General features: G+C 66.6%; 14 protein-coding genes and 1 riboswitch. Of the genes, 7 read left to right on the top strand and 7 right to left on the bottom strand.

All coding sequences use genetic code 11. The annotated features are described in order from the left end of the window. Positions 1-10: 10 nt before the first annotated feature. The 3 genes from purH to QX051_RS20120 all read right to left on the bottom strand — a co-directional run bounded on the left by purH (position 11) and on the right by QX051_RS20120 (position 5,192). Positions 11-1,603 (bottom strand): bifunctional phosphoribosylaminoimidazolecarboxamide formyltransferase/IMP cyclohydrolase, encoded by a 1,593-nt coding sequence (gene purH, locus QX051_RS20130; RefSeq protein ID WP_315777314.1) that lies wholly within the window; start codon positions 1,601-1,603, stop codon positions 11-13. Between the two features lie 23 nt (positions 1,604-1,626). Further along, positions 1,627-1,707: riboswitch (ZMP/ZTP riboswitch) on the bottom strand. 172 nt (positions 1,708-1,879) lie between these two features. Next, on the bottom strand, positions 1,880-3,595 hold the full coding sequence (locus tag QX051_RS20125; protein ID WP_315758723.1) for a heparinase II/III family protein: 1,716 nt from the start codon (positions 3,593-3,595) through the stop codon (positions 1,880-1,882). Between the two features lie 244 nt (positions 3,596-3,839). Further along, positions 3,840-5,192, bottom strand: coding sequence for an RsmB/NOP family class I SAM-dependent RNA methyltransferase (locus QX051_RS20120; protein ID WP_315777313.1), 1,353 nt, complete (start codon positions 5,190-5,192; stop codon positions 3,840-3,842). A 195-nt stretch (positions 5,193-5,387) separates the two neighbouring features. Between QX051_RS20120 and QX051_RS20115 the strand changes: the two genes are divergently transcribed. Continuing rightward, positions 5,388-5,642, top strand: coding sequence for a DUF1674 domain-containing protein (locus QX051_RS20115; protein WP_315740657.1), 255 nt, complete (start codon positions 5,388-5,390; stop codon positions 5,640-5,642). Between the two features lie 84 nt (positions 5,643-5,726). On the opposite strand, the gene QX051_RS20110 is transcribed toward QX051_RS20115, so the two are convergent. Next, complete coding sequence (locus QX051_RS20110) at positions 5,727-6,233, bottom strand: L,D-transpeptidase (protein WP_409998116.1); 507 nt, start codon at positions 6,231-6,233, stop codon at positions 5,727-5,729. A 216-nt stretch (positions 6,234-6,449) separates the two neighbouring features. Next, positions 6,450-8,402: an acetate--CoA ligase gene (acs, locus tag QX051_RS20105; RefSeq protein ID WP_315777312.1), complete on the bottom strand. Its 1,953-nt coding sequence runs from the start codon at positions 8,400-8,402 to the stop codon at positions 6,450-6,452. A gap of 377 nt (positions 8,403-8,779) precedes the next feature. Between acs and QX051_RS20100 the strand changes: the two genes are divergently transcribed. Continuing rightward, complete coding sequence (locus QX051_RS20100) at positions 8,780-9,967, top strand: DNA topoisomerase IB (protein WP_315770588.1); 1,188 nt, start codon at positions 8,780-8,782, stop codon at positions 9,965-9,967. A 12-nt stretch (positions 9,968-9,979) separates the two neighbouring features. On the opposite strand, the gene QX051_RS20095 is transcribed toward QX051_RS20100, so the two are convergent. After that, on the bottom strand, positions 9,980-10,348 hold the full coding sequence (locus tag QX051_RS20095) for a hypothetical protein (protein WP_315777311.1): 369 nt from the start codon (positions 10,346-10,348) through the stop codon (positions 9,980-9,982). Between the two features lie 481 nt (positions 10,349-10,829). Between QX051_RS20095 and QX051_RS20090 the strand changes: the two genes are divergently transcribed. The 3 genes from QX051_RS20090 to QX051_RS20080 all read left to right on the top strand — a co-directional run bounded on the left by QX051_RS20090 (position 10,830) and on the right by QX051_RS20080 (position 13,050). Beyond that, entirely contained in the window at positions 10,830-11,384 is a 555-nt protein-coding gene (locus QX051_RS20090) for a fasciclin domain-containing protein (protein ID WP_315777310.1), read from the top strand. 215 nt (positions 11,385-11,599) lie between these two features. Then, on the top strand, positions 11,600-12,253 hold the full coding sequence (locus QX051_RS20085) for a cytochrome b/b6 domain-containing protein (RefSeq protein ID WP_315777309.1): 654 nt from the start codon (positions 11,600-11,602) through the stop codon (positions 12,251-12,253). 14 nt (positions 12,254-12,267) lie between these two features. After that, the gene (locus QX051_RS20080; RefSeq protein WP_315777308.1) at positions 12,268-13,050 is read left to right on the top strand and encodes a molybdopterin-dependent oxidoreductase; all 783 of its coding nucleotides are present in this window, start codon (positions 12,268-12,270) and stop codon (positions 13,048-13,050) included. A 167-nt stretch (positions 13,051-13,217) separates the two neighbouring features. On the opposite strand, the gene QX051_RS20075 is transcribed toward QX051_RS20080, so the two are convergent. Then, entirely contained in the window at positions 13,218-14,450 is a 1,233-nt protein-coding gene (locus QX051_RS20075) for a YbfB/YjiJ family MFS transporter (protein WP_315777307.1), read from the bottom strand. A gap of 214 nt (positions 14,451-14,664) precedes the next feature. Here QX051_RS20075 and leuB point away from each other — a divergent pair, with 214 nt between their 5' ends. Next, entirely contained in the window at positions 14,665-15,777 is a 1,113-nt protein-coding gene (gene leuB, locus QX051_RS20070) for a 3-isopropylmalate dehydrogenase (protein ID WP_315777306.1), read from the top strand. Between the two features lie 566 nt (positions 15,778-16,343). Next, positions 16,344-17,855 carry a sugar ABC transporter ATP-binding protein gene (locus QX051_RS20065; protein ID WP_315777305.1) on the top strand — a complete coding sequence of 504 codons (1,512 nt, stop codon included), beginning with the start codon at positions 16,344-16,346 and terminating at the stop codon, positions 17,853-17,855. The last annotated feature ends 3 nt before the right edge of the window (positions 17,856-17,858 follow it).

The raw sequence follows: 17,858 nt of genomic DNA, 5'->3' as shown, positions 1-17,858 counted from the left end.
GACGACCTCGCTAGTGCCGGAAGTGCCGCACACCGGTCAGCACCATGGCGATGCCGTGCTCGTCGGCGGCCTTGATGACCTCATCGTCCTTCACCGAGCCGCCCGGCTGGATCACTGCGGTGGCGCCGGCCTCGATGCAGGCGAGCATGCCGTCGGCGAACGGGAAGAACGCGTCGGAGGCGACGACCGATCCCTTTGTCAGGGGCTCGGCGAGCTTCAGCTCCGCGGCCGCATCCAGCGCCTTGCGCGCGGCGATGCGCGCCGAATCGACCCGGCTCATCTGCCCGGCGCCGATGCCGACCGTTGCCGAATCCTTGGCATAGACGATGGTGTTCGACTTGACGTGCTTGGCGACGCGGAAGGCGAAGCGCAGGTCACGCAGCTCGGCCTCAGTGGGCGCGCGCTTGGTCACCACCTTCAGCTCCATGTCATCGACGACGGCATTGTCGCGGCTCTGCACCAGCAGGCCGCCGGACACCGTCTTCGCGGTCAGGCCGGCCTCGCGCGGATCGGGCAGGGCGCCGGCGAGCAGCAGCCGCAGTTTCTTGCGGCCGGCGATGATGGAGATCGCCTCCTCGGTGGCGTCGGGCGCGATGATCACCTCGGTGAAGATGCCGGTGATCGCGCGTGCCGTGGCGGCGTCGAGCTTGCGGTTCATCGCGATGATGCCGCCGAACGCCGAGGTCGAATCGCAGGCCAGCGCCTTCTGGTAGGCGGTGACGAGATCGGGCCCTTCGGCGACGCCGCACGGGTTGGCGTGCTTGACGATGACGCAGGCGGCGGTGCGCGCCGGATCGAACTCGGCGATGCACTCATAGGCCGCGTCGGTGTCGTTGATGTTGTTGTAGGACAGCTCCTTGCCTTGCAACTGGCGCGCGGTGGCGACGCCGGGACGGCGGCCGGGCAGCGCGTAGAACGCCGCATGCTGATGCGGGTTTTCGCCATAGCGCAGCGACTGGATCAGCTTGCCGCCGAAGGCGCGGTAATCGGGCGCGTCGTTCTGGATGGTGGCGGCGAACCAGTTGGAGATCGCGGCGTCATAGGCGGCAGTGCGCGCATAGGCCTTGGCAGCAAGTCGGCGGCGCAGCAGTAGCGTGGTCGAGCCGTCATGCCGCGTCAGGTCGTCGAGCACAGCGTGATAGTCGTTGACGTCGACCACTACGGCGACGTCCTCGTGGTTCTTCGATGCAGCGCGGATCATCGCCGGGCCGCCGATGTCGATGTTTTCGATGCAGTCGTTGAACGCGGCGCCGCGCTCGACCGTGGCCTCGAACGGGTAGAGGTTGACGACGAGCAGGTCGATCGGCGCGATGTCGTGGCTCTTCATCGCCGCCGCATGCTCATCATTGCCGCGGATCGCGAGCAGGCCGCCATGCACCTTGGGGTGCAGGGTCTTGACGCGGCCGTCCATCATCTCCGGAAAGCCGGTGAGGTCGGAAACGTCCTTGACCTTCAGGCCGGCCTCGGAAATCGCCCTGGCGGTGCCGCCGGTCGATACGAGCTCGACACCGCGCGCCGCAAGCGCGCGCGCGAACTCGACCAGACCGGTCTTGTCGGAAACGGATAACAGGGCACGGTGAACGCGACGAAGCTGATTGGTCATGGGCAGAGTCCTTGTGCAGGAGTTCAATTTGCCCAGGCGCACGGCGGTCAATCCCGCGCTCCCCGATGGTGCTCCATCCAAAGTCGCCAGTCGCACGAGAGCGGGCCTCATATCAGCTTTTGCCGCCCGCGACAACGGGTGGGCGATCGAACGATCATCCTGGCCTCACGGCTCACCATGAGGGTGCACGGTCTTGCCTGAACATCGGCCGCGTCCCGAGGGCCCGCCGAAGGCGGACGGCTCGACGAACGGTGGTGTGAGATGATGTGAGAAGCGTTACAGCGGCAATTCCGGCTCTCTCCGCGCGTTGCGGCGTCCGTTGGTCTCGGTCGGCGACGCCGACGAGCGCACGAAGCTCCAGCGGATCGATGGGGCTTGCTGCGCGTCCTGCCGGATCACCAGCTGCGTGGTGCGGCGCGGACCGTCATTGCCGGCGAGAAACACGCTGTCCTCGAGATCGACGCGATCGTCGAACGTCTCGAACGTCCAGACCTCGCGATTGGGCAGCACCAGCATGGCGCCGCGGCCGTCGCTGAGCCGGCTGGCCTTGACGGCCGGATGCAGATGGAAGCGCAGCGCGTAGTCCGAGCCGCCGCCGCGAAGTCGGGCGCCTTGCGCCGGCGTCACGGTGTCCTCGCCGTCGAGCCGGGAGCCGTCCTCGGCCGCCACCAGCACGCGGCGGTGGACTAGGCCGAACTTCGCCGCGTAGCCATTGTGCGAGGTCGACAGCACGGTGCCGTCCGGCACGACCTCGCGGAAGTTCTCGACCCGCGTCGGACCCGACACGATCGGCGCGCCATGCAGCAGGCGCTTCATCGCCGACATCTCGACGAAGGTGCAGGACGAGGTGTTATGATAGGTCAGCGTCGAATGCGCCACCGTGCTGCGCGCGAAGGCGCGCCAATTGTCGCGGCCGGTGGACGGCATGCCGCAATTGATCACGATGCGGCACGGTCCGGAGGACATCTCGAAGGCGAGGCAGCCGGCATGGGCCTCATGGCTCAGATGCGGCGGCGGCGGCGCACCGGTGTCGACGATCACCGTCATCGGTCCGGCGTCGAGCCGCTGGAAACCGGAATGCGGCATGCTCGCCATCGGCGTGCCGTGGGTGTCGTCATAGGCGAGCAGGGTCGCCAGCAGGTCGGACGGGGTGCCGCCCATGCCATTGAACAGCGCCATGTTGCCGTCGCCGTGCCGGAAGAAGCGCAGCATCGGCATCATGCGGTCGATGGCGTTGAGCAGCGCCGGCGGCGGGGCGATGTTGCGGGCCGCAAACGTCTGCCGCAGCGGCAGCAGGTCGATCAGCAGCTCGATCAGCGCGCCCGGATTGCGCGACACGTGGCCGCCATCGGGCAGGATCTGCCGCTGCAATTCGTCGGAGAGTTTTCGGGTCGCGCTGCGGATGTGCTTGGCCTGGTTGGCGAGGCACAGCGCCGCGTAACACAGTGCGATCAGCACCTGCAGCCGCGGCGCGCCATCCGGGATGTCGATGGTCGAATAGCGCAGATAGCGGATCTCGCGGGTCAGCCCCCGAAGATAGCGGCGGTAGAACTTGCCGTCGGAATCGGCCAGCACCAGCGGCGCCTGCGACAGCAGTGAGATCACCCGCCGGGCCAGCACGTCGGCGCGCCGGCTCAGCGGATGGCGGCCGATCTGGTTGGTGATCCAGTCGTCGACCAGGGCACGGGCGTTGGCGCGGGTCAGCGCGGTGTCGGCTGCGCGCAGATGTCGCAGCCAGCCGAAGCCGAGCAGGGCGACCTCCCAATCCTCCGATGGCGGCTCCAGGTCGAAGATCGAGCGGCCATGGCAGGTCACGATCTTGCCGGCGAAGACGAAGCGGCCGGCATAGATCTCGGCGGCCCGCGTCGCGTCCGAAGTGCGCAGGTCATGCGGCGCAATGATGAGTCGGTCCGCCCGTCCGGGCCACAAGCCGGACACGGATACCGATACACCGCTGACGTTGGACATCAGGCTGCGCGCAAAGCGGCCCATCACCAGCGTCGATATGCGTCTGCGTTGAGCGGCGGACACGCCAAGCCTTGGATTCAGAGGGGGATTCGGTTGCGCATCCTTCATAGATCGCAACTGCCGCCGATACACCATTTTTGGCCCCGGTGCAGCACCATCGCGGGACCAGAATCTGGTGCAAAATCAGGATTTAACGGACTAACGCAACGCCGACGCCCTCAACCCGCGACCGACGCAGGGCCGGCGCACGGCGCGCACGATGACACGCTCACGGCCGCCGCTCCAGTCTCGCCGCATAAAATCCGTCGAGACCGCCAAGCCGGGGGTCCTGGTGTGGCAAATGGCAGGGCAGAGTGCGTAGGTCGCCGGCCGGGGTGACCAGCTCGGCCAGTCCTGCCACCTCGCCAGGGGTGACGGGGACGCGGCGCAGCTCGGTGGTTTCGGCCAGCACGCGCTCGACCACCTGCTCGCCCTCCTCGGGCTCCAGCGAACAAGTACAGTAGACCAGGGTTCCGCCCGGCTTGAGCAGGCCGCTCGCTCGGGTCAGCAGCCGCGCCTGGAGTGCGGACAGGGCGGCGATGTCGGCCTCGCTGCGCAACCAGCCCACATCGGGATGGCGCCGAATGGTGCCGGTCGAGGTGCAGGGGGCATCGAGCAGCAGGCCGTCGAAGCCGCCGCTTTCGGCAGGCTGCCATTCGGCGGCATCGGCCACGACCGTCTCGACCGTGAGCTGCAGCCGGGTCATGTTGTCCTTCAGCCGGTTCATCCGGGCCGGCGACCGGTCGACCGCGGTGACGCGGGCGCCGCCATGGGCGAGCTGGGCCGTCTTGCCGCCCGGCGCCGCGCACAGATCGGCGACGGTCTTGCCGCCGACGTCGCCGAGCAGCCGTGCCGGCAGGGCGGCGGCGGCGTCCTGCACCCACCATTGTCCCTCGGCGAAGCCCGGCAGTACTGTCACCGAACCATGCAGCACGGTGCGCACGGTGCCGGTCGGCAGCACCTCACCATGCAGCCGCGACGCCCATTGCGCCGGGTCCGACTTCACTGTCAGGTCGAGCGACGGCTCCTGGCCGAGCGCCGCGGCGATGTCCTTTGCGGTCGCTTCGCCGTAATGATCGATCCAGCGCTTGAGCAGCCAGGGCGCGATGTCGAGCGGCTGGCCGGTGGCATCGTCGAGCAGGCCCGCGCCCTCGCGCGCGCAGCGCCGCAGCACCGCGTTGACGAGCCCGGCATATTTCGCGGCGCGGCGGTCGGCCTGGACCAGGCGGACGGAGAGGTCGACGGCGGCGTGGTCGGGGACGTCCATCCACAGGATCTGGGCGGCGCCGATCAAGAGCGCGCTCTGCGCCCGCGGCGCGTCGGTCGGCACGCCGCGATCCAACAGCCGCGACAGCACGTGGCCGAGCGTTCCGAGCCGCCGCAGGGTGGTGGCGACCAGCCGGCGCATCAGCGCGCGGTCGCGGTCGGCGAGATGCTTCAGTCCGGGATGCGCGCCGGTTCCGTCGAGCTGATCGTCGAGGGTGCGATGCTTGTGCAGCACGCCGTCAACCACGTCGGCGGCGATGCGGCGTGCCGCCAGGCCTGGGACTTCGGAAGGGGTCGCAAAACGCGGCGGAGGCATGCCTGGGAATTACTCGCGAAAGAAGAAAGGCAGTTCCGCGACGATCGGGTGCATGCCATCAGCTTGCGGGTCCTCTGTCACCGGAATATGCCAAATGTAAGAATCGGCTCCGCATTTTTTAGACCTGTTTTATCGCGTGCGCTCACACGATCTGATGATATCGGGAACGATCCGGTTCAACGGTGGAATGGTACGATGAGTAACGAGCCCAAGAGTGAGTCCAAGAGCGGGCCTGAGACCAGGCCCGCATTGTCGGTGGTCGCCAGCAACGACAATCCGCGCAAGCCGCTGACGCCGGCCGCGCAGCGCGCGCTGGCCGAGGCTGAGGAACGCCGCCGACTGGCAGCAGAACAGACGAAGCCGATGCCGACGGAGTTGCAGGGGCCGAAAGGGCCGGAGCCGACCCGTTACGGCGACTGGGAGAAAAAGGGAATCATCTCGGACTTCTGACGGGATGTCCGCGCGCGACGTTCGCGGTTCGGCGCCGGGCTCGTCGGTCCCGCGTTCGCCGCGCTCCCGGATCGCAGCGGTGACTCAGCGCGTGACCACCACAGTTGTGCCGATCGATACGCGCTCATAGAGATCGGTGATGTCGGTGTTGAGCATGCGGATGCAGCCGTAGGACACGTAGCCGCCGACCGAGTTCGGCACGTTGGTACCATGGATCGCATATTCGCCGCCCGCGAGCGTCATGGCGGCGACGCCCATCGGGTTCTGCGGCGAGCCGCCGGGGATCACGTCGGGGATGTTGGGCTTGTCGCGCTTGACGTCGGCCGGCGGCGCCCAGGCCGGATATCTGTACTTGCCGTCGATCTTGGTGGTGCCGGCCCATTGCCGGCCGGCCTTGCCGACGCCGACCGTGTAGCGCATGGCGTGGCTGCCATCGAGCACGAGATAGAGCTTCCGCTCGCCGGTCCTCACCACGATCGTGCCCGGCGAATAGTCGCCGGCGATGGCGACCAGCTCGGGACGGGCCGACGCAGAGTCGGCCGTCGTGACTATGGCTCCGACCACCGACGCGGCCACCATCGCCGCCTTCATTGTCAGCCTGCCCGCCCCAGTCCGCATCGCCATCCCCTCACCTGCCGTCAAGGTGCCCGCTCCCAGGCCGGGAGCACGCGGATGGCTTGAGGAAAGAAAAACTTCGTCTGCAAGTAAATGACCTGAAAACAACACTCCCGCGGAATCAGCCGCGGGAGTGCGATGAGCCTTGACGACTGCGGCGAGCGCGTCTCGCGCCCGCCGAGCATGGCGTGCCTACGCCTGCTTCTCCTTGCGGTTCTGACGGTGCTGCACGAGGTCGTCGACCACGCCGGGATCGGCGAGGGTCGAGGTGTCGCCCAGTGCGCCCGGCTCGTCCTCGGCAATCTTGCGCAGGATGCGGCGCATGATCTTGCCGGAGCGGGTCTTGGGCAGGCCAGGGGCGAACTGGATCTGGTCGGGCGAGGCGATCGGGCCGATCTCCTTGCGCACCCAGGCGACGAGCTCCTTGCGCAACTCCTCGCTCGGCTGCTCGCCGGCCATCAGGGTGACATAGGCGTAGATGCCCTGGCCCTTGATGTCGTGGGGATAGCCGACCACGGCTGCTTCCGAGACCTTGGCGTGGGCGACCAGCGCGCTCTCCACCTCGGCGGTGCCCATGCGGTGGCCGGAGACGTTGATGACGTCGTCGACGCGGCCGGTGATCCAATAGTAGCCGTCGGCGTCGCGGCGGCAGCCGTCGCCGGTGAAGTACTTGCCCTTGTAGGTCGAGAAGTAGGTCATCTCGAACCGGGCATGGTCGCCATAGACGGTGCGCATCTGGCCCGGCCAGGAGCGGGTGAGGCAGAGATTGCCTTCGGTCGCGCCCTCCAGCGGCTTGCCGTCGGCATCGACGATCTCCGGCACGACGCCGAAGAACGGCCGCGTCGCCGAACCCGGCTTCAATTTGGTCGCGCCCGGCAGCGGCGTGATCAGGATGCCGCCGGTCTCGGTCTGCCACCAGGTGTCGACGATCGGGCAGCGGTCGTCGCCGACGACGCGGTGATACCACTCCCAGGCTTCCGGATTGATCGGCTCGCCGACCGAGCCGAGCAGGCGCAGAGACGCGCGCGAGGTCTTCTTGACCGGCCCGTCGCCGCCCTGCATCAGGGCGCGGATCGCGGTCGGCGCGGTGTAGAAGGTGTTGACCTTGTGCTTGTCGATGACGTTCCAGAACCGCGAATTGTCCGGATAGTTCGGCACGCCTTCGAACATCAGCGTGATCGCGCCATTGGCCAGCGGCCCATAGAGAATGTAGCTGTGGCCGGTGACCCAGCCGACGTCGGCGGTGCACCAGTAGACGTCGCCGTCGTGATAGTCGAACACGTATTGATGCGTCATCGCGGCGTAGACGAGATAGCCGCCGGTGGTGTGCAGCACGCCCTTGGGCTGGCCGGTCGAGCCCGAGGTGTAGAGAATGAACAGCGGATCCTCCGCATGCATCGGCTCGCACGGGCACTCGGTGGTCACCATCTCCGCGGCCTCGTGGTACCAGAGGTCGCGGCTCGGGTTCATCTCGATCTTGCCGCCGGTGCGCTTGACCACGACGACCCAGTCGACATTGTCGACCTTGTTCAGCGCGGCATCGACATTGGCCTTGAGCGGCACCTTGCGGCCGCCGCGCAGGCCCTCGTCGGCGGTGATGATGATCTTGGAATCGCAGTCCTTGATGCGCTGGGCAAGCGAGTCCGGCGAGAACCCGGCGAACACCACCGAGTGGATGGCGCCGATGCGGGCGCAGGCCAGCATTGCATAGGCGGCTTCCGGGATCATCGGCAGATAGATGGTGACGCGGTCGCCCTTCTTGACGTTGCGGTTGCGCAGGATGTTGGCCATCCTGCACACCTCGTCGTGCAGCTCGCGATAGGTGATGCGCTTGGATTGCGAGGGGTCGTCGCCCTCCCAGATGATCGCGGTCTGGTCGCCGCGGGTGGCGAGGTGACGGTCGACGCAGTTGTAGGCGGCGTTGAGGACGCCGTCCTCGAACCATTTGATCGAGATGTTGCCGGGGGCGAAGGAGACGTTCTCGATCTTCGTCGGCGCCTTGACCCAGTCGACGCGCCTGGCCTGCTCGGCCCAGAAGCCGTTGGGATCCTTGATCGAGCGCGCGTACATCTCCTGGTACTTCGCGTCGTCGACAAAGGCGCGTTTCGCCCATTCGGCCGGAACGTCGTAGATCTTCTCGGACATTTCACACCCTCCACATGCGGCCCGCCGTGGTCCAGCGCAGGCCGTCGTTGTTCCCACTATGCGTCCGCGTAACCGGCGGCGACAAGGCAAGACAAGTAGAACCTTCGGCGGGGACCCGGTCTGCGCAGGATCAAAGAATTGTGCGCGGAGGTTGCGGCAGCCGGCCGCGCGGCAGAGGTCGCGACAATCAGCAGCATCAAGGTTACCCAGAATCGGGTCGCTGCCCGGTATTTTGAAACCACTTTGCCCAAAATTAGGGACTCGCTATCCGGCCCATCACGCCCTAAATCGCCTTGAAGCTGTGGATAACTGGGCCGGAACCAAACCGGACTCCGGGGCATTGAGCGGATCAACACGACGGCAGGGCGTCTAAAGCAATGATGGACCAGCAGAATTTCGAGAGCCCGCGGGTCGGCCCGGCCGACGCCGAGGTCGCGCTCGCGAAAGCGCTGGGCCAGTGGCCGTCCAAGCCGCCGCGCCGCAAGCTGACCTTGAAGGATCTGGCCCACGCCAAGACCGCCGACGCCCAGGGCAATGCCAAGACCTCGGTCGAGGAGCTCGCCAAGCGCATCGGGCTGAAGCTCGGTGACCAGGCCGAGCTGACCATCCGCCGCATCAAGCGCGGCAAGAGCTATACCTTCATCCGCGCCAATGGCACCCCGATCCGCCACGCCGGCACGATCCGCCGCCTGCACGCCATGGCGGTGCCGCCGGCCTATCGCGAGGTACGCTACGCCCCCGACCCGAGCCTGCACCTGCAGGCGGTCGGCGTCGACGCCGCCGGCCGGCTGCAATACCGCTATCACGCCGACTGGGAGAAGGTGCGCGAGCATCGCAAGGCGCATCGCCTCGCCAAGCTGGTCGGCGCGCTGCCGCGCATCCGTCGCGCGGTGTCGAAACATCTCGCCGGCGACGAGCCGACGCGCGAGTTCGCGCTCGCTGCTGTCATCGAGCTGATCGCGCGCACGGCAATCCGCCCCGGCAACGAATCCTATGCGCGGCTGAACGGCACCCGCGGCGCCACCACGCTCTTGAAGTCGAACGTCGCGCTCGAGGACGACAGCCTGGTGCTCACCTTCAAGGCCAAGGGCGGCAAGGCCGTGCGCAAGGAATGCGACGCCGCCAAGTTGGTGCGGGCCGTCGGCATCCTGCGCGGCGTGCCCGGCCGGCGCATGTTCCAGTATCGCGACGCGCAGGGCGTCGTGCGTGCGGTCTCGACCACGCAGGTCAATGCCTTCCTGCGCGAGATCGCTGGCATCAAGATCTCGCTGAAGGATTTCCGCACGCTGATGGCCTCCGCCGTCGCGCTGGAGACCTTGTCGCGGATCACGCCGGCGCCGAGCGCGCGCGGCCGCAAGAAGCAGATCCTGGAAGCGATCCGCGCCGCCGCCGACGAGCTCACCAACACGCCGGCGATCTGCCGCCGCAGCTATGTGCACGACACCATCGTCACGGCGTTCGAGGACGGCATTCTCGAACGCTTCGCCGCCACCATGAAGGGCCAGCGCTCGCAGACGCGGCGCGAGCAATTGCTGGCGCAAGTGGTGACGGCCGTCTCGGCCTGACACAGCTAACGATCAAGCCTGGCAGCGCGCCCCGATCTTGGCCGACGCAAGGAAGCGGGCGATCGGATCGAGCTGCCGGCACGGCACCGCCGCACTCTTCACCGTCGCGGCCTCGCGCCTGGCCGGCCGCAGCACGGTCGACTTGCTGGCCGGCTTGGCACGGCGGGCAGCCGACGCACCACGTCCCTCCGCGCGCACGGCCCTCGAGAGCAGCGGCAGGCGCGCGCCTTCGTTGAGATCGAGCGGCGGTGATTCGAAACTGCGATCGGACTCGTTCAACGTATCAACGCCGGGAATCGGCTCGCGGATCAGCGACGACGTCGCTTCGCCCGCGATGTCGCCGGGCGATACCGCGGCAAGCACCATCTTCGTTGCAAGCAAGCAGCAGATTATCACGAGGCAGAACCCCGCAATCCAGATCGTTCTGTTCACTGTAGGAACCCCCGCCGATCGCGCCGGACAGTGCGGGACATCCCCTTCCCGCAGCCGGCGCCGTGCCGACCAATCAACCTTAAGAAAGTCTTACTCGCAATGTTTTCGGCAGGTTCGGCCGGGCTCGGCTCGCATTGTAGTTAATGACGACGATGATCGGTCATCGGCATCGGCCAATGACCGACAGAGAGCTGATCAGTTCGCAGCAGGCTGCGACATTGCGGCGCGGCTCTCGTTCAATGAGTCGGCGAGACGATCTCGATGCCTTGAGGTTTCACGGATCACGTTAAGTTATTCGCCGAAACCAGCTTCCAAAAGCGTCCGTAGCTCGGCCCGACACGACGCGAGAGCAACAGCGCTCTCCAACGCATCGATGTCGCAGTCGAACTCATCGTGCGGCTCTGCCGCCGTCTTCATTAGGGAGCTAACCATGTCCAAGCGCATTGCCTTTCTCGCTGCCGCCGCCTTCGGCGCGCTGTCGCTGACCTCGACCTTCGTCGCGCCCGCCAGCGCCGAGGAGAAGACCGTGATGGTCGGAGGCGCGGCGATGTATCCGTCGAAGAACATCGTGCAGAACGCGGTCAACTCGAAGGATCATACGACGCTGGTCGCCGCGGTGAAGGCCGCGGGCCTGGTGCCGACGCTGGAAGGCAAGGGCCCGTTCACGGTGTTCGCGCCGACCAACACCGCCTTCGGCAAGCTGCCGGCCGGCACCGTCGACAGCCTCGTCAAGCCGGAGAACAAGGCGACGCTGACCAAGATCCTCACCTACCACGTCGTGCCCGGCAAGCTCGAGGCGTCCGACCTGAAGGACGGCCAGATGCTGAAGACGGTCGAGGGCGAGCAGCTCACCGTCAAGCGCGAGGGCAGGAACGTCATGATCGTCGACGCCAAGGGCGGCACCTCGATGGTGACGATCCCGAACGTCAACCAGTCGAACGGCGTCATCCACGTGGTCGACACCGTGCTGATGCCGGCGTCCTGAGACCCGGCGCGCCACCGGACACATCCGTTTCTTCCTCCTCCTCGCGGATGTGACCAGGAGCGAGCCGGGCCACCCCGGCTCGCTTTTTTGTGAACGCGATCGATTCTGCCTATCGTTTTGATCGGCGCCGCGGGTGTAACGGAGCCCGCCGAGCCGGCGTATACTTGGCGTGACGAATGCAAGCGACGCAAATGCAAGCGACGGAGCCGACCGCCATGACGAGCGCCACCACCAGCGTCCCCTCGACCCTCGCGGCGACCAAGGGGCCTGCAACCGCAGTCGCGACCAAAGTCATTCAGCCGGCCTGGGTGCGCGTCATGCATTGGATCAATGCCGTCGCGATGATCATGATGATCATGTCGGGCTGGCAGATCTACAACGCCTCGCCGCTGTTCGACTTCCGCTTCGACCGCAGCTTCACGCTCGGCGGCTGGCTCGGCGGCGCGCTGCTGTGGCACTTCGCGGCGATGTGGCTGCTGATGCTGAACGGCCTTGCCTATCTCGTCACCGGTCTCGCCACCGGCCGGTTCCGCCGCAAGCTGCTGCCGATCTCGCCGGCGTCCGTCGTCGCCGACCTCAAGGCCGCGCTGACCTTCAAGCTCGCCCATGACGACCTCACCGTCTACAACGCGGTGCAGAAGCTGCTGTATCTCGGCATCATCGGCGTCGGCATCGTCGTCGTGCTCACGGGCCTGTCGATGTGGAAGCCCGTTCAGCTGCATTGGCTGGTGAACCTGTTCGGCGACTATCCGGCGGCGCGCTACGTCCATTTCGTCTGCATGGCGCTGATCTGCGCCTTCCTGGTGATCCACATCCTGCTCGCGCTGCTGGTGCCGAAGAGCCTGCGCGCGATGATCATCGGCCGCTGAGAGGAGAGACAGCCATGGCGAAACGTCCGTTCCTCATTCCCGGCGTCGACAGGCGGCTCCTGATCAAGGACTCGCTGAAGGTGATGCCCGATCTCACGCGGCGCCGCTTCATCACCGGTGGCGCCAGCCTCGGCGCGCTGACCTTGCTCGCCGGCTGCGACGTCGTCGACGGCGACACCGCCGAGGAGCTGCTCAAGAAGGTCTCGAAGTTCAACGACGCGGTGCAGGCCTGGATGTTCAACCCGGATGCGCTGGCGCCGACCTTCCCGGAGAGCGCGATCACCAAGCCGTTCCCGTTCAATGCCTACTACACGCTCGACGAGGCGCCGGAGATCGACGCCGCCGACTGGAAGCTCGAGGTGCGCGGCCTCGTCGACAACAAGAAGTCGTGGACGCTCGACGAGCTGCATGCGCTGCCCCAGGTGACGCAGATCACGCGCCACATCTGCGTCGAGGGCTGGAGCGCGATCGGCTCCTGGACCGGCACGCCGCTGCGCGATTTCCTCAAGCTGATCGGCGCGGACACCCATGCGAAATACGTCTGGTTCAACTGCGCCGACAAGGACGGCTACAACTCGCCTTTGGACATGCGTACCGCGCTGCATCCGCAGACCCAGATGACGTTCAAGTTCGCCGACCAGATCCTGCCGCGCGCCTACGGCTACCCGATGAAGATCCGCGTCCCCACCAAGCTCGGCTTCAAGAACCCGAAATACGTCGTCGCGATGGAAGTCACCAACGACTACAAGGGCGGGTACTGGGAGGATCAGGGGTACAATTCGTTCAGCGGGAGTTGAAGACGTCGATCGATTGAGCCGCGATCGCCGCCACATCCTCCGCTGTCGTCCCGGCCTTGAGCCGGGACCCATAGCCACCGGCGGTGATGACGCGGGCAACTGGCAGCCTCGTCCCTCGATGGCTTCCGCGGTATGGGTCCCGGCGTTCGCCGGGACGACACCATTTGTTAGGCTCGATCGGCGGCTTTCAACTTCCCCTGCATCGCCGCCATGACCGCCCCCAACAGCAACAAGGCCGCCGACACATTCAGCGCATAGGTCAGGCTGCCCATCGCATCGGTGATCGCCCCGACCACGAACGGACCCAACGTCTGGCCGATGCCGAACACGATGGTCAGGGCCGCGATCGCGCGCGACCACGCCGCCTGCGGCAGGTTGAAGCGCACGAACGCGGTGGTTGCCGTGGTGACGGTGGAGAAGGCGACGCCGAAGATCGCGGCCGACAGCGCCAGCATGGCTGGCGAATGGCTGAGCGCCGGCAGCGCGGCGCCGATGGCGTTGATGGTGAGGATGATCGCGGCCGGCATACCGCCGCGATCCAGCGCCAGCACGCGGCGCCACACCCACGGCGTGGTGAAGCCGGCCAGCCCGATCAGGCACCAGAACGCGGACTGGGCGGCGGCGCCGCCGCCGAGGTCGCGGACATAGGCGATCATGAAGGTGAGATAGGCGATGTAGCCGGCGCCATAGAGGAAGTAGCCGAACAGATAGATCGCCATCGGCCGCAGCGAGACCGGGGCTGCGCCGCCGCCGGGCACGGCCGCCATCGCCGGGATCGGCGTCAGCAGCAGCGGTAGGATCAGCACGCAGCCAAGCGCGGTCAGCGCCAGCCAGACGATCCACCACGAGCCGGGCCCGAACGCCTGCAGCACGAACGGCGCCACCAGGCCGGAGGCGACGATGCCGAGCGGCGGTCCGGCATAGAACAGGCTGAGGATGAAGCTCGCCTGGGCCGGCCGCGATTGCGCGATCCGCGCCGCCAGCGTGCCGCCCGCGACGAAGGCGACGCCCGCGCCGACGCCGGTGATCAGCCGCGCCAGGCTGAGCGCGACGAAGTCGCCTGTCAGGGCGCAGACCGCGAGCGAGGCCAGCGCCGCCAGGGTTCCGCCACGCACCGTCGCCGGTGCGCCGATCCGGCCGATCAGACGCGACGCGATCAGCGCGCCGATCAGATAGCCGGCGGCGTTCACGGTGTTCATGAAACCCGCGGCCGAGTACGACCAGTGCAGCGAGTCGCGCATGTCCGGCAGCACCAGCGCATAGGCGAAGCGGCCGATGCCGAGGCCGACGATGGGGCCGAGCGAGAGCGTCAGGTTGAGCCGCGCCGGATGGGCCGGAGGCGGATCGGGCGTGGGATTCAGCAAGACATGCTCCGGCGCAGTGATCGTCCGGCAGTCCATGCTCTCTAGCGGCGATCCTGGAGAACATAGCAGCTCGGCGCGCCGGTCCAGAAGACGTGCGGCGGCAATGGTGGCTTGCCAACCGTGCAGGAGGGCTTTAGCACTCCGCGCGGATTTTCGTTCCCGTCATTGCCGGTTTGGCCGGCAATCCGGCCAAGAATGCTGGATGCCCGCGCAACGCCTGGGCATGACAAGCCCCGCGAGGACAACGACCATGGCGACCCACAAGCTCCTTTTGCTGCCCGGCGACGGCATCGGCCCCGAAGTGATGGCGGAGGTGAAGCGGCTGATCGGCTGGCTCAACGCCAAGGGCCTGGCCTCGTTCGAGACCGAGGACGGCCTGGTCGGCGGCGCCGCCTATGACGCCCATGGCGCGTCGATCTCCGAGGCCGACATGGCCAAGGCGAAGGCTGCGGACGCCATCATCTTCGGCGCCGTCGGCGGCCCGAAATGGGATGGCGTTCCCTACGAGGTGCGCCCCGAGGCGGGCCTCTTGCGCCTGCGCAAGGATCTCGGCCTGTTCGCCAATCTGCGCCCCGCGGTGTGCTACCCGGCGCTGGCCGATGCCTCCAGCCTCAAGCGCGAGATCGTCGAAGGCTTGGACATCATGATCGTGCGCGAGCTCACTGGCGGCGTCTATTTCGGCGAGCCCAAGACCATCACCGATCTCGGCAACGGCCAGAAGCGCGCGATCGATACCCAGGTCTACGACACCTATGAGATCGAGCGCATCGCCCGCGTCGCCTTCGACCTCGCGCGCAAGCGCCGCAACAAGGTGACGTCGATGGAGAAGCGCAACGTCATGAAGTCGGGCGTGCTCTGGAACGAGGTCGTCACCGCGGTCCACAACCGCGAATACAAGGACGTCACGCTCGAGCATCAGCTCGCCGATTCCGGCGGCATGAACCTGGTGAAATATCCGAAGATGTTCGACGTCATCGTCACCGACAATCTGTTCGGCGACATGCTCTCGGACATCGCGGCGATGCTGACCGGCTCGCTCGGCATGCTGCCGTCGGCCTCGCTCGGCGAGGTTGACGCCAAGACCCACAAGCGCCGCGCGCTGTACGAGCCGGTGCACGGCTCGGCGCCGGACATTGCCGGCAAGGGCCTGGCGAATCCGATCGCGATGCTGACCTCGTTCGGCATGGCGCTGCGCTACTCCTTCGACATGGGCGCGCTCGCCGACAAGCTCGACGCCGCCATCGCCGCCGTGCTGGCGTCAGGCCTGCGCACCGCCGACATCAAGGCGGAAGGCTCGACCCCCGCCTCGACTACGCAGATGGGCGAGGCGATCATCAAGGAGCTGGAGAAGCTCACGGCGTAGGCGGAGTCGAGGTTCCGCCGCGCCGAAGGTGCACTCCCCTCCCCCTTGCGGGGAGGGGTTGGGGGTGGGGGTCCCACCCAGTGACACCCGCTTGAGGCACCGTCTCACCTGCCCCGACGACTACTTTTCGTCGTTGCACGTCTCGACCCGAACTCATCACATCAAGCATCGCCCGGGGACCCCCACCCCCGACCCCTCCCCGCAAGGGGGAGGGGGGGCTCACCGTCGTTGTCGAGATCGCGCAAATCCAACGCACGACGTGTTCGATCTCGCCACCGGGCGCGTCGTCGCTATTCCGCGGTCGCGTCCTGCATGCGCATCGCAAGGCCTGTCGATTTTACCTATAGACTTTCATCCCCGGATGAATAGCCTGACCACAACGCCGCGCCATTGAATGGACGCGGTCTCGTACGCGTTCGACATGATGCGTGCGAAGGCCGGGGAGGATGAATGTGATCGCGCTTGCGATGCGATATGTCGCTCGCCGTGCATGGTGTTGCCGCCAATGTCGCGACCACCGCCCCGTGGCGATTGTACGCAACCTCCATCACCACATGCGCTGACGCATGAGCACGCCGCTCATCTCCGTTCACGGCCTGTGCAAGAGCTTCCCCGGCGTCCGGGCGCTGCACAATATCAGGTTCGAGCTGCGCGCAGGCGAGGTCCATGCCGTGATGGGCGAGAACGGCGCCGGCAAGTCGACCTTGATGAAGATCCTCGCCGGCGTCTACCGCAAGGACTCCGGCGAGATCATCTACGACGGCGCCAGCGTCGATTTTCCAGGCCCGCGCGAGGCGCAGGCCGCCGGCATCGGGATCATTCATCAGGAGCTGCAGCTGATGAACCACCTCACGGTGGCGCAGAACATCTTCATCGGGCGCGAGCCGATGAAGGCGTTCGGGCTGCTGCTCGATGAGGACAGGCTCAACCGGCAGGCGGCCGAGCTGCTTGCCCAGCTCAATCTGTCGATCGACCCGCGCACGACAGTCGGCGGGCTGACGGTGGCCAGGCAGCAGATGGTGGAGATCGCCAAGGCGCTGTCGTTCAACTCGCGCGTCCTGATCATGGACGAGCCGACCGCCGCGCTGAACAATCGCGAGATCGCCGAGCTGTTCAAGATGATCCGCGCGCTGAAGGCGCGTGGCGTCGGCATCGTCTACATCTCGCACAAGATGGACGAGCTGAAGCAAATCGCCGATCGCGTCACCGTGCTGCGCGACGGCGAGTATGTCGCGACGGTCCCGGCCGCTGATACCACGATCGAGACCATCATCGGCATGATGGTCGGGCGCAGCCTGAGCGATGCGCGCGTCGTGGGCACGGCGCCGTCCGGCGAGATCGCGCTCGAGGTGCGCGGGCTGAATTGCGGGCCGCTGGTCCGTGACGTCAGCTTCACCCTGCGCAAGGGCGAGATTCTCGGCTTTGCCGGCCTGATGGGCGCCGGCCGCACCGAGGTCGCGCGCGCGATCTTCGGCGCCGACGCCGTTCCGTCCGGGGATATTCTCGTCGACAATCGCAAGGTGACGATCCGCTCGCCGGCGCATGCGGTCGCCCACGGCATCGGCTATCTCTCCGAGGACCGCAAGCGCTTCGGCCTCGCCACCGGCATGGACGTCGAATCCAACGTCGTGATGTCGAACCTCGCGAACTACCTTGCAATGAAGTTCGTGCTCAGGAAGCGCGCGATCCGCGACACCGCTGGCCGCTTCATCCGGATGCTGAACATCCGCACGCCTTCGGTGTCGCAGCAGGTTCGCCTGCTTTCCGGCGGCAACCAGCAGAAGATCGTGATCGCCAAATGGCTCGATCGTGATTGCGACATCCTGTTCTTCGACGAGCCGACCCGCGGCATCGACATCGGCGCCAAGAACGAGATCTACCGCCTGCTCCGCTCGCTGGCCGACCAGGGCAAGGCGATTGTGATGATCTCGTCGGAGCTTCCCGAGGTGATCAGGATGAGCGATCGCATCGTCGTGATGTGCGAGGGCCGCATCACCGGCGAATTGTCGCCGGACGAGGCCACGCAGGAGCGGATCATGCATCTGGCCACCCAGCGCGAAACCATGAAGGCAGGCTGACGG

It is taken from the genome of Bradyrhizobium sp. SZCCHNR1053 (assembly GCF_032381235.1).
GTDB lineage: Bacteria > Pseudomonadota > Alphaproteobacteria > Rhizobiales > Xanthobacteraceae > Bradyrhizobium.
Note: the sequence above shows the minus strand (reverse complement) of the source record. Positions and strands in the feature narration are given on the sequence as shown.

What these genes read in the sequence shown, in the direction of transcription:
- QX051_RS20075 (WP_315777307.1), bottom strand. Translation starts at nt 14,450, where the DNA reads ATGGACTGCCGGACGATCACTGCGCCGGAGCATGTCTTGCTGAATCCC.
- QX051_RS20085 (WP_315777309.1), top strand. Translation starts at nt 11,600, where the DNA reads ATGACGAGCGCCACCACCAGCGTCCCCTCGACCCTCGCGGCGACCAAG.
- QX051_RS20110 (WP_409998116.1), bottom strand. Translation starts at nt 6,233, where the DNA reads ATGAAGGCGGCGATGGTGGCCGCGTCGGTGGTCGGAGCCATAGTCACG.
- purH (WP_315777314.1), bottom strand. Translation starts at nt 1,603, where the DNA reads ATGACCAATCAGCTTCGTCGCGTTCACCGTGCCCTGTTATCCGTTTCC.
- leuB (WP_315777306.1), top strand. Translation starts at nt 14,665, where the DNA reads ATGGCGACCCACAAGCTCCTTTTGCTGCCCGGCGACGGCATCGGCCCC.
- QX051_RS20115 (WP_315740657.1), top strand. Translation starts at nt 5,388, where the DNA reads ATGAGTAACGAGCCCAAGAGTGAGTCCAAGAGCGGGCCTGAGACCAGG.
- QX051_RS20090 (WP_315777310.1), top strand. Translation starts at nt 10,830, where the DNA reads ATGTCCAAGCGCATTGCCTTTCTCGCTGCCGCCGCCTTCGGCGCGCTG.
- QX051_RS20065 (WP_315777305.1), top strand. Translation starts at nt 16,344, where the DNA reads ATGAGCACGCCGCTCATCTCCGTTCACGGCCTGTGCAAGAGCTTCCCC.
- QX051_RS20125 (WP_315758723.1), bottom strand. Translation starts at nt 3,595, where the DNA reads ATGGGCCGCTTTGCGCGCAGCCTGATGTCCAACGTCAGCGGTGTATCG.
- QX051_RS20080 (WP_315777308.1), top strand. Translation starts at nt 12,268, where the DNA reads ATGGCGAAACGTCCGTTCCTCATTCCCGGCGTCGACAGGCGGCTCCTG.
- QX051_RS20100 (WP_315770588.1), top strand. Translation starts at nt 8,780, where the DNA reads ATGATGGACCAGCAGAATTTCGAGAGCCCGCGGGTCGGCCCGGCCGAC.
- QX051_RS20120 (WP_315777313.1), bottom strand. Translation starts at nt 5,192, where the DNA reads ATGCCTCCGCCGCGTTTTGCGACCCCTTCCGAAGTCCCAGGCCTGGCG.
- acs (WP_315777312.1), bottom strand. Translation starts at nt 8,402, where the DNA reads ATGTCCGAGAAGATCTACGACGTTCCGGCCGAATGGGCGAAACGCGCC.